This is a genomic window from Methylotuvimicrobium sp. KM1 (assembly GCF_044788715.1).
In the GTDB taxonomy this organism is placed as follows: Bacteria; Pseudomonadota; Gammaproteobacteria; order Methylococcales; family Methylomonadaceae; genus Methylotuvimicrobium.
This window is the reverse complement of sequence record NZ_CP173170.1, coordinates 3634270-3649195: the sequence shown is the minus strand read 5'-3', so window position 1 is coordinate 3649195 and position 14926 is coordinate 3634270. Positions and strand designations below refer to the sequence as shown.

Sequence of the window (14926 nt, the reverse complement as noted above, 5' to 3'; positions counted from 1 at the left end):
TCATCAAGATATGTTCATTCTTGGAAATTGCCTAAAACCGTGAACCGGTCAGTTCGACATCGGCTTCCGCCCAAACGTGCCGGAACTGAGTATCGATTTCATCGGCTTCGCGGTTTTTATGCTGTTCGCGTAAGCTTTGCGCCAGTCCGAATAATGACCAGCCGTTTTGCGGATGATGCCGCAAATCCTCGCGATAAACGAGTTCGGCCTCTTGCGGTCGGTCCGCTTCGAGTAAAATCGCCCCCAAGACCTGCCTCGGCGGCAAATACCAATCCTTGGGTTCGGTATAATTGAGGCCGTCTTCGAGTTCAATTGCGTGCTTGAGATGGGCAGTGGCTTTGTCGTAGTCTTTGCTTTCGGCGGCCAGTTCGCTACTCAGAATTTCCGATCCGATTCGCAACAACGATGCGACCGGGTTTAAATCGAACACTTTCAATTCGGCAATAGCTGGATCGTTCAAGATTTTTTCAAGTTGAGCCAATTCCTGACGGGCGGGCTCGGCTTGATTTGTTCTGAGTAAAGCCAGTCCGCGCGTATAATGCCAGATGCCTTTCGGATAGAGTAAATCAGCAGCCGGTAAGGGCTCTTTTAAAATAGTCTCCCATTCTCCGAACAAAGCTAACGTATAGAGCGGAATCAGCGAAAAATGCTGCAATGTTCCGTCCAGACCGGGCGTGCGCAACAATTCCGGTTTGACCTTGGATGCAGTATCGGCGGCCGCCTGGGTAGCCAATGCCTTGCGTCCGGTTTTGATTGCGGCAGCCCATAAAAAATGATAATTGTGCGGGACATAGGCAAGGGTATAGATGCTTTCGGTATGGTTGTGACTCAAATAGCCGTGATCGGATTTAACAGCTTGCTGATTGGCCAAAATCGCATCGCGGTAGCGCCCGGTGCGGATATAGATATGCGCCGGCATATGTACCAAATGGCCGGAAGATGGGACTAAGGACGGCAGGCGTTGAGCGCTCGGAAGTGCTTTTTCGGGGAACGGTGAGGCCTCGAGAGCGTGAATATATAAATGATTGGCGAGTGGATTATAGGCATCGATAGCCAGAGCTTGTTCTAGCGTCGATATAATTTCCGCTGTCCAAGGTTTGGCCTCGCCTTGGTTGGTCCAAAAATCCCATGGATGCAAATCCATCAAAGCTTCGGCAAATAGAGAGAGGATGACGGGGTCGTCAGGAAAGCGTTGAGCCACTTCGCGCATAGCCGTCGCATAGGCTTCATCGAGAAACACCCGGTCTGCCGGCGCCTCTTTTACATAACGTTTGGTTAAGGCATGAATCAGGGCTTTTTCTTTGTCGGAGACCGAATCGGCGAGTGTCATCGCTTTTTGTACCGATGCATAGGCTTGTGGGGCACTGCTTGGGTCCATCGGCGCATTAATATTCGGTCCAAGGACTAGCGCTTCGCCCCAATAGCACATGGCGCAGTTCGGGTCCAAGTAATAGGCTTGACGGAACGAACGAGCCGCTTCGGCATGGTTGAAACCGTAGGTTAGAATCAAGCCTTGGTCGAAATAGCGTTGTGCCGCAGTCGATGAAGTGGCGATCGGATAGCGGTGGTCACCCAAATTGTCGAACAACGGTACGGTTTCGACTTGTACGTTATGGCAGCCATGGAGCAGCAGCGCCGAAAACAAGAGCTTTGTTAAATCATGCATGCGTTTTTTCTTTAGTGTGTGTTGCGATAAGAGGGCGATGACGATTCGTGGACTGTCGTTGCTCATGAATCACTATGTTAGTTTTATTGTTTATAGTTGGGTTCACGGCGTCTGTCAAGCGAGCCATCGAACCGCCGCAAAGCCTACTATTTGTAGAAGTTATTTTGTGCATATTCAGTTATGTCTGTCACTGTAACAAATGGAGTGGGCCGCCATAAGCGCTGTCGAAACTTTGATCCTAAAAAGAGCAGTTGAGAGCCTCAAACTACCTTCGCCCTGAGCCCTTCGGCTGCGCTCAGGAGAGCCCCTTCGGCTGCGCTCAGGATAGCCCCTTCGGCTGCGCTCAGGAGAGCCCTGTCGAAGGGTGAACGGTAGTTTGAGGTTTCACCAGGCCGATGAAAGTGTTGTAGACCCTTCGTGCTTCGACTTGGCTCAGTACGAACGGTCTACAACACATGCCAACTGCTCTTTTCAGGTTGATGTGAGATAAGTATGAATAAATGGTTTCAAAAAAAGGTTTGTATAATAGCGGATATCGAATATAATGCCGCGTTCATTTGATGTGCGAATGTGGCGGAACTGGTAGACGCGCTGGATTTAGGTTCCAGTAGGGTAGCCTGTGAGAGTTCGAGTCTCTCCATTCGCACCAATAAATTCTAAATACATACATTTCAAGTTAGTGTTCCCAACGTTAACTTTCCCAAGTCTTAAGCCTTTATCAGGCGTCTTAATCCAATCGTATCAAAATAGCTGAGGTAAAAAATGCAGGTTTCTGTCGAAAAAACATCGGAATTAAGCAGAAAAATGACCGTGAGCGTGCCTGAAGAGGTCGTTAAGGATAAAATGGAAAGCCGTTTTAAATCCTTGGCGCGCGAAGTCAAATTGGATGGTTTTCGGCCGGGCAAAGTACCTCAGCATGTCATTAAAAAAATGTTCAAGGATAGGGTTCGAGAAGAAATCGCGGGTGATTTGATTCAGTCGACTTATTTTGAAGCCCTGCAAGAACAAAATTTAAGACCGGCAGGATATCCGCATATTCAGCCAATCGATGAGTCGGAGGGCTTCCAATACACGGCGGAGTTCGAAGTCTATCCCGAGATATCTCTTCAAGGAATTGACGGTATCGAAGTGGTTCGAAAAGTGGCGTCTGTCGAGGAAGTCGATCTTGACGCCATGATCGAGCAAATCAGAAATCAAAACAAAACTTGGGCTCCTGTAGAGCGTCCAGCTCAAGCTAATGATCAAGTTTGGATTAGCTTTTCTGGTGTTAGCGAAGGTGAAAATTTCACCGATGGCAAAGTCGACGACTATCCTGTTGAGATCGGTGCTAACAAAATGATACCCGGATTCGAAGATAATCTGATTGGTTTGAGTGCCGGCGACGTCAAAACTTTTACCGTGACATTCCCTGAACAATACGGCAACGCCAAGTTGGCAGGTAAGTCTGCGGAGTTTGAAGTTTCTGTAGCCAAGGTTGAAGAGTCTGTGGTTCCTGAAATAGACGCCGAATTTCTGAAAGATTACGGAGTTTTAGATGGCGATTTAACGACCTTTAAAGAGGATGTCAAGGCCAACATGGAGCGGGAATTGAGGCAAGCTTTGCGTAACAACCTGAAAACTGCCGTAATGGATAGTGTGTATGCCAATATTTCGGTTTCATTGCCTAAAACGCTTGTCGATCAGGAAGTCGAGGAAATAATCAAGCCCTATGTTGAAAATGCCAAAAAGCAAAATCGCAAGCTAGAGGAGTCTGAATTACCTAAGGATGTTTTTGAGGAGCAGGCGCGTCGAAGAGTTGCTTTAGGCTTGATTCTGAGCGAGGTTATCCAGGCCAACAATATTAAAGTCGATGAAGCGAAAGTGCGATCGACGATTGAAGATATGGCGCAAAGTTACGAGCGTTCTGAGGATGTTATTAATTGGTATTATTCCGATGAAAATCGTCTGAATGAAATACGACAGCTGGTTTTGGAAGACCAAACCGTTGAATGGATTGTCGAAAGAGCGAAAGTCACCGATGAAAAAGTCAGTTTCGATGCTATCATGGGCAAGAAGTAACAGATCTTAGGAATGCAAATGCACTATCGAAATGAGTTAAATAATAACATGCAGCCACAGGCGGCCGGCGGTTTGGTCCCGATCGTCATTGAACAGACAGCTCGGGGCGAGCGTTCGTTCGATATTTATTCCCGATTGCTCAAAGAGCGCGTGATTTTTTTGGTAGGCCAAGTCGAAGATTACATGGCTAATCTAGTTGTTGCGCAGTTATTGTTTCTCGAATCGGAAAATCCGGATAAAGACATTCATCTTTATATTAACTCTCCGGGCGGTTCGGTAACCGCAGGTATGTCGATATACGATACGATGCAGTTTATCAAGCCCGATGTCAGTACGATGTGCATCGGTCAAGCCGCTAGTATGGGGGCGTTGTTGTTAACTGGCGGCGCTAAAGGTAAACGTTTTTGTTTGCCTCACTCGCGCATGATGATTCATCAGCCTTTAGGCGGTTTTCAGGGGCAGGCTTCCGATATCGATATTCATGCTCGTGAAATATTATCAATAAGAGAAAAGCTCAATAAAGTTTTGGCTTTACATACCGGCCAGCCCATCGAAAAGATTCGTTTGGATACCGATAGGGATAACTTCTTGAGTGCGCACGATGCGGTCGAATATGGGTTGATCGATAAGGTGTTGACCAGCCGTATCGGCGAAACTGTCAAATAACAATTTGCTAATGTTCGGGATATCCTTTTTACTGAATCGATTGATGCGAATACTTCAGTCTTGGGGTATGTGGGAGTCTATTTATGAGTAATGACAAAAGCGGTAAAGATGACGACAAGCTTCTTTATTGTTCTTTTTGCGGTAAAAGCCAGCATGAAGTCAGAAAACTGATTGCAGGTCCCTCGGTATACATATGCGACGAGTGCGTCGAGTTGTGTAACGATATTATCAGGGATGAATTGTTGGATGAGTCTTCAGAAGGCGATGGCTCTCTGCCGAAACCGTTAGAAATTAAAAACGTGCTGGATGAATATGTCATCGGGCAGGAACGTGCCAAAAAAACTTTGGCTGTTGCGGTTTATAATCACTATAAACGATTACGCAGCAAATCCAGGAAAGATGAGGTCGAACTGGCGAAGAGTAATATTTTGCTTATCGGTCCGACCGGTTCGGGTAAAACCCTGCTGGCTGAAACATTGGCAAGATTGCTGGATGTTCCTTTCACGATCGCCGATGCGACTACATTAACCGAAGCCGGTTATGTCGGCGAAGATGTCGAAAACATCATCCAAAAAATTCTGCAGAAGTGCGATTACGATGTCGAAAAGGCGGAATCGGGTATCGTATATATCGATGAAATCGATAAGATATCCAGGAAGGCCGACAATCCGTCGATAACGCGTGATGTTTCCGGTGAGGGTGTGCAGCAAGCGTTATTGAAACTGATCGAAGGTACCGTAGCTTCAGTGCCTCCGCAAGGCGGTCGCAAGCATCCTCAGCAAGAATTTTTGCAAGTCAATACGGCGAATATTCTTTTTATCGTAGGTGGCGCGTTTGCGGGATTGGATCGGGTTATCAAGGCCCGTTCCGAAAAAGGCGGCATCGGTTTTTCCGCCGAGGTCAAGGCCAAGGATAACGACAAGAATGTCGGTGAAATTTTTGCCCAGGTCGAAGCGGAGGATTTGATCAAGTATGGCTTGATTCCCGAGTTTGTCGGTCGTCTGCCGGTTGTTGCAACGCTTGAAGAATTGGATGAGGAAGCGTTAGTCAAGATCTTAACCGAACCTAAGAACGCCCTCGTCAAACAATATCAGCACTTATTTGAAATGGAAGGCGCCGAATTGGAATTTAGAGAGGACTCTTTGCATGCCATTGCTCGCAAATCTATGGAAAGAAAAACCGGAGCAAGAGGGTTGAGGACCATCGTTGAAAATGTCCTGTTGGATACAATGTATGAGCTGCCTTCAGCGGAAAATATCACAAAGGTAGTCGTGGATGAGGGCGTGATATCGGGCGAGTCTAAGCCGATTTTGGTTTATGAATCCGAGATAAAAAAAGCGGCTTCGGATTCCTAATCGATCTATGCCTTTCACGCATCAAATCTTGGAATCGGCTTATTAGGGAGTTTTACCCCGCTAAAAATTTGGTTAGCTAAGATTAGATGAAAAGGGCTTTATATGTTACATATAAAGCCCTTTTTTATGCTTAATTGCGATGGTTATTCGTTCAAAACTTGCTATTTTAATAAGTGGCCTTATATTAAAGTTATTAAGAAATAATAAATGACCCCTTTTGTGGAAGCTTATTGAAATGACAGTTATACATCAAACAAAAATGATCGTGCCGGTTTTGCCGTTAAGAGATGTCGTGGTTTATCCGCACATGGTGATTCCATTATTTGTGGGAAGGGAAAAATCGATTGTCGCGCTCGATTCGGCAATGAAGGATAACAAGCAAGTGCTTTTAGTCGCACAAAAGGAAGCCGAAGTCGATGATCCGGATTTTACTGATTTATATCAGGTGGGAACATTGGCGAATATCCTCCAATTGCTTAAATTGCCTGACGGAACCGTAAAAGTGCTAGTCGAGGGTGGTAAACGCTGCCAGGTAGATAAATATGAGTTTTCCGACGGTTATTTTTCGGCCCTGGTCTCCGAGATTAATGACATTATTACGATGTCTGAGCAAGAGCAGGAAGTCTTGCAACGTACTGCAATGGGATCTTTCGATCAATATGTCAAGCTGAACAACAAGATCCCTCCCGAGGTGTTGAATGCGCTGGCCGGTATTGACGATCCGGGGCGTTTCGCCGATACCGTGGCGGCTCACATGACGCTGAAAGTTTCCGATAAACAAACGATCTTGGAATTGTCCGATATTCAGCAGCGTTTGGAAGCATTGATGACTCTGATGGAGGGCGAAGTCGATTTACTCGAAATGGAGAAGAGTATTCGCGGGCGCGTCAAGCAGCAAATGGAGAAAAACCAAAGGGAGTATTATCTGAATGAACAGATGAAGGCGATACAAAAGGAGTTGGGAGAAATGGACGATGCGCCTTACGAAATCGAAGAGCTCGAAAAGAAAATCAATTCGGCGGGCATGACGGCGGAAGCGAAAGAGAAGGCGACCGCTGAGCTCAATAAGTTGAAAATGATGTCGCCGATGTCGGCCGAAGCGACTGTGGTGCGTAACTATATCGATTGGATGGTTAATGTGCCATGGAAAAAGAAGACAAAAGTTAGGCATGATTTAAAAGTGGCGGAAGAGGTATTGGAAGCCGAACATTACGGACTTGAAAAAGTGAAAGAAAGGATTCTTGAGTATTTGGCCGTGCAACAAAGAGTTAAACGCTTGAAGGGGCCTATTTTATGCTTAGTGGGTCCTCCTGGTGTCGGCAAGACTTCGTTGGGCGAATCGATTGCGCGTGCAACTAATCGTAAATATGTACGCATGGCATTAGGCGGGGTTAGGGATGAGGCCGAAATTCGTGGGCACCGGCGAACTTATATCGGTTCAATGCCCGGCAAGATTCTGCAGAATTTGGCTAAGGTGAAAACGCGAAATCCGATGTTTTTGTTGGACGAAATCGACAAAATGGCTGCCGATTTTCGTGGCGATCCCGCATCGGCATTGTTAGAGGTTCTCGATCCGGAGCAAAATCACACCTTTTCGGATCATTATCTAGAAGTGGATTTCGATCTGTCCGATGTGATGTTTGTAGCGACGGCCAATACGATGAATATTCCGGCGGCATTACTTGATCGCATGGAGGTTATTCGTCTAGCCGGCTACACTGAAGATGAAAAAATCAACATCGCGATGCGTTATTTGATTCCCAAGCAAATCAAAAATAACGGTTTGAAAGAAAAAGAAATCGATATTGATGAGTCGGCGGTCAGGGATATCATTCGTTACTATACCCGAGAGGCCGGTGTCAGAAGCTTGGAGCGTGAGATTTCTAAAATTTGCCGTAAAGTCGTTAAGGATTTGTTGCTTCAACAAAAAGACGCTAAGGTACTAGTTGATTCGACTAATCTGGGTAAATATTTGGGCGTTAGGCGTTTCAATTACGGATTGGCGGAAGAGCATGATCAAATCGGCCAAGTGACCGGTTTGGCGTGGACCGAGGTTGGCGGCGAATTGCTGACGATTGAGACGGCTGTTATTCCGGGTAAAGGCAAGCAAACCGCAACCGGAAAACTCGGTGATGTGATGAAAGAGTCTATCGAGGCGGCAATGACGGTGGTGCGAAGTCGTGCGGCTGTGCTCGATATCGATAATGAAGTTTTTCAAAAAAACGATATTCACATTCATGTCCCTGAAGGGGCGACACCGAAAGATGGGCCTAGTGCCGGTATCGGTATGTGTACCGCGATTATTTCCGCATTGACCAAAATACCGGTTAAGGCTAGTGTAGCAATGACGGGGGAAATCACATTAAGAGGCGAAGTATTGCCTATCGGCGGTCTGAAAGAAAAGCTGCTGGCCGCTCATCGCGGAGGCATTACTACGGTATTGATTCCGGCGGAAAATGAAAAAGATTTAGCCGAGATTCCGGTAAATATAAAAGAAAAGCTGACGATTAAATGTGTACACTGGATCGATGAGGTCTTGGTTGAAGCGTTGCAGTACATGCCGGTTCCCGGCAATAAGAAAAAATCGATTGAACATGCAAAAAAAACCGAAGCAGCTGCTAAAGCAAAAAAACAGAATGTAACCGCGCATTAATCGACCTTTTTTTGTTAAAGTGTGGGTAAAACCTGAAAATGCCTGGTCTGGAGAGTTTAAAGCTTGACACTTAAGGAGTCGTGTTGATATAAATGTCCGCTTTCTTATGTAGCGGGGGGCGACATAAGAGAATAAGCGCTTTGCTTATACAATTAACTTTAATAATTTCCTAGGGGGAATAATGAATAAATCTGAACTTATTGATTCTATCGCGGATTCATCAGGATTAACGAAAGCGGATGCCGGTCGTGCTTTAGATGGTTTTTTAACTGCGGTAACAACAGCTTTAAGCAAAGGCGATTCTTTAGCGTTGGTTGGTTTCGGTACGTTTTCTGTCAAAGAAAGAGCAGAGCGCAAAGGACGTAATCCGCAAACAGGTGAAGAAATCACCATTAGTGCTGCAAAAATTCCTACATTTAAAGCTGGTAAATCTTTAAAAGATGCTGTAAACTAGTGCTTCTTTAGTCGGGTGCTTAGCTCAGCTGGGAGAGCATCGCCCTTACAAGGCGAGGGTCGGGGGTTCGATCCCCTCAGCACCCACCACAGACTTAGGAGCGGTAGTTCAGTTGGTTAGAATACCGGCCTGTCACGCCGGGGGTCGCGGGTTCGAGCCCCGTCCGCTCCGCCAAATATAAAACCCCGGGCCGTTACACGGTTCGGGGTTTTTTTTTGCGTCGATTAAAGGTAGCTATTACTCCAATCTGATCGGAAGAGCATCCTAATTTCTGGAGGAGCTGGGTTATGGCGTTCAGATTGCCGCCAAACTCGCATGGAAAGGATCATCCAGACCCTAAACCAAGCGTTTTAATTACTGCTGTTGAGAGCGCAGGGGTTCGCCCAGCACCTAAGGATTTCGAGATAAATAACGTATTGGGGCTATGAGCTTGTTGAGGATTCGGCAACTCGCTTGACAGGCCCGGCACCTAAATTCCAATAGCTCATTGGCTATGGTTAACTATCTTGGATCATTTAGGTGCTGGATCTTTGACGGGGAGGGCGGGGCCGAATTTTGATCTACGAAAAGTATAACAAGGGTCGAATGGAAATTTGGCGGTAGCCTAAGAATCAATGCACATGAGTGTTCTTACAAATCAAGTTACTTTTATTTAAGGATCTAGCATATGCTGACAAAGATAAGAGAAAAAGCGCAGGGCGTGTTCTCGTGGGTCATTCTGATTGCAATCACAGTGCCTTTTGCTTTATGGGGAATTCAAAACTATGTCGATGTCGGGAAAGAAACTCCGGTTGCATCGGTCGGCGATAGAGATTTTTTTCAACGCGATGTATCTAAAGCTTACGCTCAATTCAGTCAAAGTTTGCAAGGTTTGGATATTGAAGAAGAAACGCTTAAGCAGCAAGCGCTGCAAAAATTGATTCAAGATGAGGTGCTTTTGCAGCATGTGCAATCGCAAGGCTTGGTGATAACCGATAAAACGGCTAGGGATTTTATCCAGTCCTTGGATTACTTTCAGGTTGATGGCCGGTTTGATAAAAACCAATACCAAGCATTACTGGGTTCTCAAGGCATGTCTTCGATGGAGTTTGTAGGCAGAATTAAGAATGCATTGATGATGGAGCAGTTTCAACATGCGGTTGTTAAAAGCAGTTTTGCCACACTATACGATGTTGAAAGTTTTTTTAAAATTCAAAATCAACTACGGGATATTGAATATTTGACCGTTTCGGTCAAAAGGATTGACGAGCAGCCCGGTGAAGAAGAAATTGAGGCTTTTTACCGGCAATATCAAGATAATTATCGTACCCCCGAGCAAGTTTCGGTCGATTATATCGAGTTATCGCTAATTGAGCTTGCCGACGCGGTCGAAGTTGTCGACGATAAATTGCGGGCATTTTATGAAGAGCAAAAGGATTTTTTCAGCACTAAAGAGCGCCGAAAAATCAGCCACATACTGTTTGCAGTGACTAGTGAAACCGATGATGCGGCGGCGTTGGCAAAGGCTCAGGCAGCGAAACAGCAATTGCAAACCGAATCGTTTGCTAAAGTTGCGGAAGCTTTGTCCGATGATAAATTAACGGCAAAATCCGGCGGTGATTTAGGACTGTTCGAAGCCGGCGTGATGGAAAAAGCTTTCGAGGATGCTGCGAGTGCGCTGCAGTTGGGTGAGGTTTCCGATCCGGTTAGGTCTGCTTTCGGTTATCACCTGATTAAAGTGACCGAACTGGTTCCCCGAGAAACTAAATCTTTCGAGGACGTTAAGGATGAAGTAAAACGATCCTATCAAAAAACGGAAGCCGAAAATAAATATTACGAGCTTGGGCAAACGCTGACGGAGTTCAGTTATGAGCATTCCGAAGACTTGCTCGAAGTAGCGGACGCTTTAGGGTTGACTATTAAAACGACGAAACTCTTTACCCGTGACCAAGGCGAAGGGATCGCTGCGGAACAGATGGTTCGTAATGCGGCATTTTCTGAAGATGTCTTGAAAGGCAATAACAGCGAGCCGCTCGAGTTGGAGGGCGATCGATTGATCGTATTGCATGTCAAGGATCATCAACCTGCTGCCGTGCGCGAACTGGCTGAAGTCAGGAACGACGTCATCGAAGCGTTGTTGGTATCGAAATCTATACGGCAGGCTGAAGAGCGCGTGTTCGATCTTAAAAGCCGGGCAATAGCCGGCGAGAGCTTGAAGAAATTAGCCGAAGAAGCAAACGATGTTAGTCACAAATCGATAAAAGGCTTGTCGCGCACCAGTTCGGAAGTTCCTGGCGAACTTTTGCAGGCTGTTTTTAAAGCCGCCAAACCTGTCGCTGATCAGCCGAATCTTTTTGTCGCGCCTTTGAGCAGCGGTGAGCAAGTGTTGGTGAGCTTGCAGAATGTTACCGATGGCAAGATGACTGAAGAAGACAAAAAACGCATGGAATTGGCAACCAAAAATATTGCCAATGCGTTAGGTCAGTCGTTATTTAGTGCGGTAATGGCAAATTTGCAAGAAAAGGCCGATGTAATTGTCCGATCAAAATGATGGAGTCCGGATCTTGGGGCAGCGTTTTAGCAAAAGCGTTGCCTTATCGGATTTAAAAACGGCATAACGTTCATGAAGGCCCGGCCATCGCCCCGGCAAATGAAAGTGCGAGGAATGGCTGGGTACGGTCACTCGCCCGACAGGACGCCGTAAACCCAGCACCTAAATTCCATAGCCTATTGGCCATGATTGATTACATTGATAATTTAGGTGCTGGGTAAATACGTCCATGTAGGCTCGACGGCGGCGACTGATTGCCAAGGATGGCATGAATGCAGATTTTGCAGGAGCAAAAATCTGCCCTGCCGCCGACGCCTGTCGATCGAGCAACCGCACCCGCTTCGGTTCGCATACTTTCACAGTAAAATAAAGGGAGCTTTAAGCTCCCTTTTTTGACAGCGTTATTCTTGGAAAGAATTAGGATGCAGCTAAACCTGCTATGTTATAGCCTGCGTCAACATAGGTGATTTCTCCGGTGATGCCGGAAGCCAGGTCCGAACATAAAAATGCCGCTGCGTTGCCGACTTCTTCAATGGTGACATTCTTTTTCAAAGGAGACGTATCGGCCGCTTTACTCAGCATCGCCTTAAAATTGTTGATGCCTGAAGCGGCTAGTGTTCTAATGGGGCCGGCTGAAACCGCGTTGACACGGGTGCCTTCGGCACCTAAGGCTACGGCCATATAGCGGACATTGGCTTCCAGGCTGGCTTTGGCGACCCCCATGACATTGTAATTCGGGATCGCGCGTTCGGCGCCTAGATAGCTTAGCGTTAACAAGGCGCCGTTGCGTCCTTTCATCATCGGTCGGCCCGCTTTGGCTAGTGCGGTAAAGCTGTAAGAACTGATATCGTGAGCGATTTGGAAATTCTCTCGGGTCGTGGCTTCGACATAATCGCCGTCCAGCGCTTCTCTAGGCGCATAAGCCACCGAATGCACGATGCAGTCCAATCCATCCCAATGCTTGCCCAGTTCCTTAAATACGCCTTCAATATGGTCGTCATTGCTGACATCGCATTCGACAGTGATATTGGAGCCGCACTCGGCGGCCATTTTGACGACACGTTCTTGCAATTTGTCGTTTTGGAACGTAAATGCCAGTTCGGCACCTTCACGGTGCATTGCCTTGGCAATACCCCAAGCGATTGAGCGGTTGCTGGCCAAGCCGACAATCAAGACACGTTTGCCTTGCATGAAACCCATATGATCTCTCCATTGGTTTATTGTTAGAATAACGCAAAGTATCTCTAACCGTTAATTTGATGTCCAGCCTTTTGTGGATGAATACGCTGCTGATGAACATAAAATCTAAAACTATCGGTGTAAAAGCAGTTTTGTCGGCGTTTGCCATATTCTTAAGTGCTTGCGATATCTCGCAATTAAATAATCCTTATTCCAAAAAAGACGCTGATTTGGCCGTGCTTTATTCTGCATTTACCGAGCGGCCGAAGCATCTGGATCCGGCGATTTCCTATAGCGCCAACGAATATACGTTTCTCGGACAGATTTATGAGCCGCCATTTCAATATCACTACCTCAAAAGGCCTTATGAATTGGTACCGTTGACCGCGATGCAAATGCCGGAAGTAGTCTATCTTGATGTCGATGGCAACCCGTTACCTGAAAACGCTGCGGAAGCGCATATTGCCTTTACCGATTATCTGATTGAAATCAAACCGGGAATTCGTTATCAGCCGCATCCGGCGTTTGCCAAAAACAGTGACGGAACGTATCGATATCATACATTGAGTGATTCGGACATAACGCACATAACCGCGTTGGCTGATTTCGATCAGTTAGAGACCCGGGAGTTGGTGGCTGAAGATTATGTTTATCAAATCAAACGCCTGGCTTATTCGAAGATTCAATCTCCGATCGCTGAATTAATGAAGCAGTATATTGTCGGATTCGATGAGTTTTATGAGGCTACCCGAGATGTCGAAATCGGTGAATTAATGCAGCGGAAACTTTCCGGCGTGGAAGCGTTGGGCAAGTACCGTTACAAAATTCGAATCAACGGAAAGTATCCGCAATTCAGTTATTGGTTGGCAATGCCGTTTTTCGCGCCGATGCCTTGGGAAGCGGATGTTTTTTATCATCAGGATGGTTTGATCGAAAAAAACATCACGCTCGATTGGTATCCAATCGGTACCGGACCTTTTTTATTGGCGGAAAATAATCCGAATCGGCGCATGGTGCTGGAAAAAAACCCCAATTTTCGTTTCGAAGCCTATCCCGACGAAGGTGAACCGGAAGACCGAGAGCAAGGCTTGCTCGAAGATGCCGGCAAGGCCTTGCCTTTTATCGATAAAGTCGTGTTTACGCTGGAAAAGGAAACGATTCCCTACTGGCAAAAATTCCTGCAAGGTTACTATGATGCATCCGGCATCGCCTCCGATAGTTTCGACCAAGCCGTGCAATTTTCCGGCAGCGGCGAAGTGGGTTTGACCCGCTCGATGGAAGAAAAAGGCATTCAATTGAAAACATCGACGGTGACCGCAATTTATTATATGGGCTTCAATATGCTGGATAGCCTAGTCGGTGGTTTGTCCGATGAGGCTAGAAAGTTACGCCAAGCGATCGCTATCGCGGTCGACTATGAGGAATTTATTTCGATATTCATGAATGGTCGCGGCGAAGCCGCGCAGGGCGTTTTGCCGCCGGGTATATTCGGCTACGCCGAAGGGCAGGAAGGGCTCAATCGCTATGTTTACGATTGGGTGGACGGCAGGCCAAAGCGAAAGAGTATTGAGGCGGCTCGTCAATTAATGGTTGAGGCCGGATACCCCGGGGGGATTGACCCCAAAACCGGCCAACCCTTGATTCTGTATTTCGACACGACCTCGTCGGGTATCGATGATCGGTCGAGATTGAACTGGTTTCGCAAGCAATTTAGACAATTAGGGATTAAGTTGGTCATACGTGGGACCGATTACAATCGTTTTCAACAAAAAATGCGTGCCGGCAATGCGCAAATTTATATGTGGGGTTGGAATGCCGATTACCCAGATCCGGAGAATTTCTTTTTTCTGCTTTATGGACCAAACGGAAAAGTGCAATTCGGCGGTGAAAATACCGGCAATTACCAAAATCCGGAGTTCGATCGCATATTCGAAAAAATGCGTAATATGGATAACACGGATGAGCGTTTTCGCTTGATTCAGAAATTACAAGAACAAGTTCGTTATGATGTGCCGTGGTTATTCGGCTTTTACCCGAAAGATTTCATTCTTTATCACCAGTGGTATAAAAATGTGAAGCCGAATTTAATGGCGAATAATCGTCTAAAGTACGTTCGCATCGATACAGCCATCCGTACCGAAAAAAGACAGCAGTGGAATCAGCCGGTTTTCTGGCCTATTGTGCTCGTTTTATTGTTGTTAGCGGTCTTGATTGTTCCGGCAGTACTCGCTTATCGCCGTAAAATTAGAGCGGTTGCTCATTAGTTTTTATTGATTTATACCCATCGTAGAGCAAAATTCGGCACCGGGGGCCCGTCAAAGGACGCCGTGAATACGTCCATGTAGGCAAAGCCTTTGCCAGGCCC

Annotated in this window: 9 protein-coding genes and 3 tRNA genes; 10 read left to right on the top strand and 2 right to left on the bottom strand. The window is 46.5% G+C overall.

The window, feature by feature from the left end:
* Positions 1-31: 31 nt before the first annotated feature.
* The gene (locus ACINK7_RS15605; protein WP_404356620.1) at positions 32-1732 is read right to left on the bottom strand and encodes a tetratricopeptide repeat protein; all 1701 of its coding nucleotides are present in this window, start codon (positions 1730-1732) and stop codon (positions 32-34) included.
* A 498-nt stretch (positions 1733-2230) separates the two neighbouring features.
* On the opposite strand from ACINK7_RS15605, the gene ACINK7_RS15600 reads away from it, so the two are divergent.
* The 9 genes from ACINK7_RS15600 to ACINK7_RS15560 all read left to right on the top strand — a co-directional run bounded on the left by ACINK7_RS15600 (position 2231) and on the right by ACINK7_RS15560 (position 11382).
* A tRNA-Leu gene (locus ACINK7_RS15600) sits at positions 2231-2315 on the top strand.
* Between the two features lie 113 nt (positions 2316-2428).
* A complete protein-coding gene (tig, locus tag ACINK7_RS15595) occupies positions 2429-3724 on the top strand; it encodes a trigger factor (protein WP_404356618.1) in 1296 nt (431 codons plus the stop codon).
* An 18-nt stretch (positions 3725-3742) separates the two neighbouring features.
* Positions 3743-4390, top strand: coding sequence for an ATP-dependent Clp endopeptidase proteolytic subunit ClpP (gene clpP / locus ACINK7_RS15590; protein ID WP_404356616.1), 648 nt, complete (start codon positions 3743-3745; stop codon positions 4388-4390).
* An 83-nt stretch (positions 4391-4473) separates the two neighbouring features.
* The gene (clpX, locus tag ACINK7_RS15585; protein WP_341327972.1) at positions 4474-5745 is read left to right on the top strand and encodes an ATP-dependent Clp protease ATP-binding subunit ClpX; all 1272 of its coding nucleotides are present in this window, start codon (positions 4474-4476) and stop codon (positions 5743-5745) included.
* A 235-nt stretch (positions 5746-5980) separates the two neighbouring features.
* Entirely contained in the window at positions 5981-8398 is a 2418-nt protein-coding gene (lon, locus tag ACINK7_RS15580) for an endopeptidase La (RefSeq protein ID WP_404356614.1), read from the top strand.
* A gap of 181 nt (positions 8399-8579) precedes the next feature.
* Complete coding sequence (locus tag ACINK7_RS15575; protein ID WP_404356612.1) at positions 8580-8852, top strand: HU family DNA-binding protein; 273 nt, start codon at positions 8580-8582, stop codon at positions 8850-8852.
* A gap of 13 nt (positions 8853-8865) precedes the next feature.
* A tRNA-Val gene (locus tag ACINK7_RS15570) sits at positions 8866-8941 on the top strand.
* Between the two features lie 8 nt (positions 8942-8949).
* Positions 8950-9026 (top strand) — tRNA-Asp (locus tag ACINK7_RS15565).
* 493 nt (positions 9027-9519) lie between these two features.
* The gene (locus ACINK7_RS15560; RefSeq protein ID WP_404356610.1) at positions 9520-11382 is read left to right on the top strand and encodes a SurA N-terminal domain-containing protein; all 1863 of its coding nucleotides are present in this window, start codon (positions 9520-9522) and stop codon (positions 11380-11382) included.
* A 417-nt stretch (positions 11383-11799) separates the two neighbouring features.
* Here the strand turns inward: ACINK7_RS15560 and ACINK7_RS15555 are convergent, their stop codons facing one another.
* Entirely contained in the window at positions 11800-12582 is a 783-nt protein-coding gene (locus ACINK7_RS15555; protein WP_014149471.1) for an enoyl-ACP reductase, read from the bottom strand.
* A 92-nt stretch (positions 12583-12674) separates the two neighbouring features.
* Between ACINK7_RS15555 and ACINK7_RS15550 the strand changes: the two genes are divergently transcribed.
* Positions 12675-14825, top strand: coding sequence for an ABC transporter substrate-binding protein (locus ACINK7_RS15550; protein ID WP_404356608.1), 2151 nt, complete (start codon positions 12675-12677; stop codon positions 14823-14825).
* The last annotated feature ends 101 nt before the right edge of the window (positions 14826-14926 follow it).

Excerpts from the sequence above, each read along its gene's own strand:
- clpX (WP_341327972.1), top strand. The coding sequence starts at position 4,474 with ATGAGTAATGACAAAAGCGGTAAAGATGACGACAAGCTTCTTTATTGT.
- ACINK7_RS15555 (WP_014149471.1), bottom strand. The coding sequence starts at position 12,582 with ATGGGTTTCATGCAAGGCAAACGTGTCTTGATTGTCGGCTTGGCCAGC.
- ACINK7_RS15605 (WP_404356620.1), bottom strand. The coding sequence starts at position 1,732 with ATGAGCAACGACAGTCCACGAATCGTCATCGCCCTCTTATCGCAACAC.
- lon (WP_404356614.1), top strand. The coding sequence starts at position 5,981 with ATGACAGTTATACATCAAACAAAAATGATCGTGCCGGTTTTGCCGTTA.
- ACINK7_RS15575 (WP_404356612.1), top strand. The coding sequence starts at position 8,580 with ATGAATAAATCTGAACTTATTGATTCTATCGCGGATTCATCAGGATTA.
- tig (WP_404356618.1), top strand. The coding sequence starts at position 2,429 with ATGCAGGTTTCTGTCGAAAAAACATCGGAATTAAGCAGAAAAATGACC.
- ACINK7_RS15550 (WP_404356608.1), top strand. The coding sequence starts at position 12,675 with ATGAACATAAAATCTAAAACTATCGGTGTAAAAGCAGTTTTGTCGGCG.
- ACINK7_RS15560 (WP_404356610.1), top strand. The coding sequence starts at position 9,520 with ATGCTGACAAAGATAAGAGAAAAAGCGCAGGGCGTGTTCTCGTGGGTC.
- clpP (WP_404356616.1), top strand. The coding sequence starts at position 3,743 with ATGCACTATCGAAATGAGTTAAATAATAACATGCAGCCACAGGCGGCC.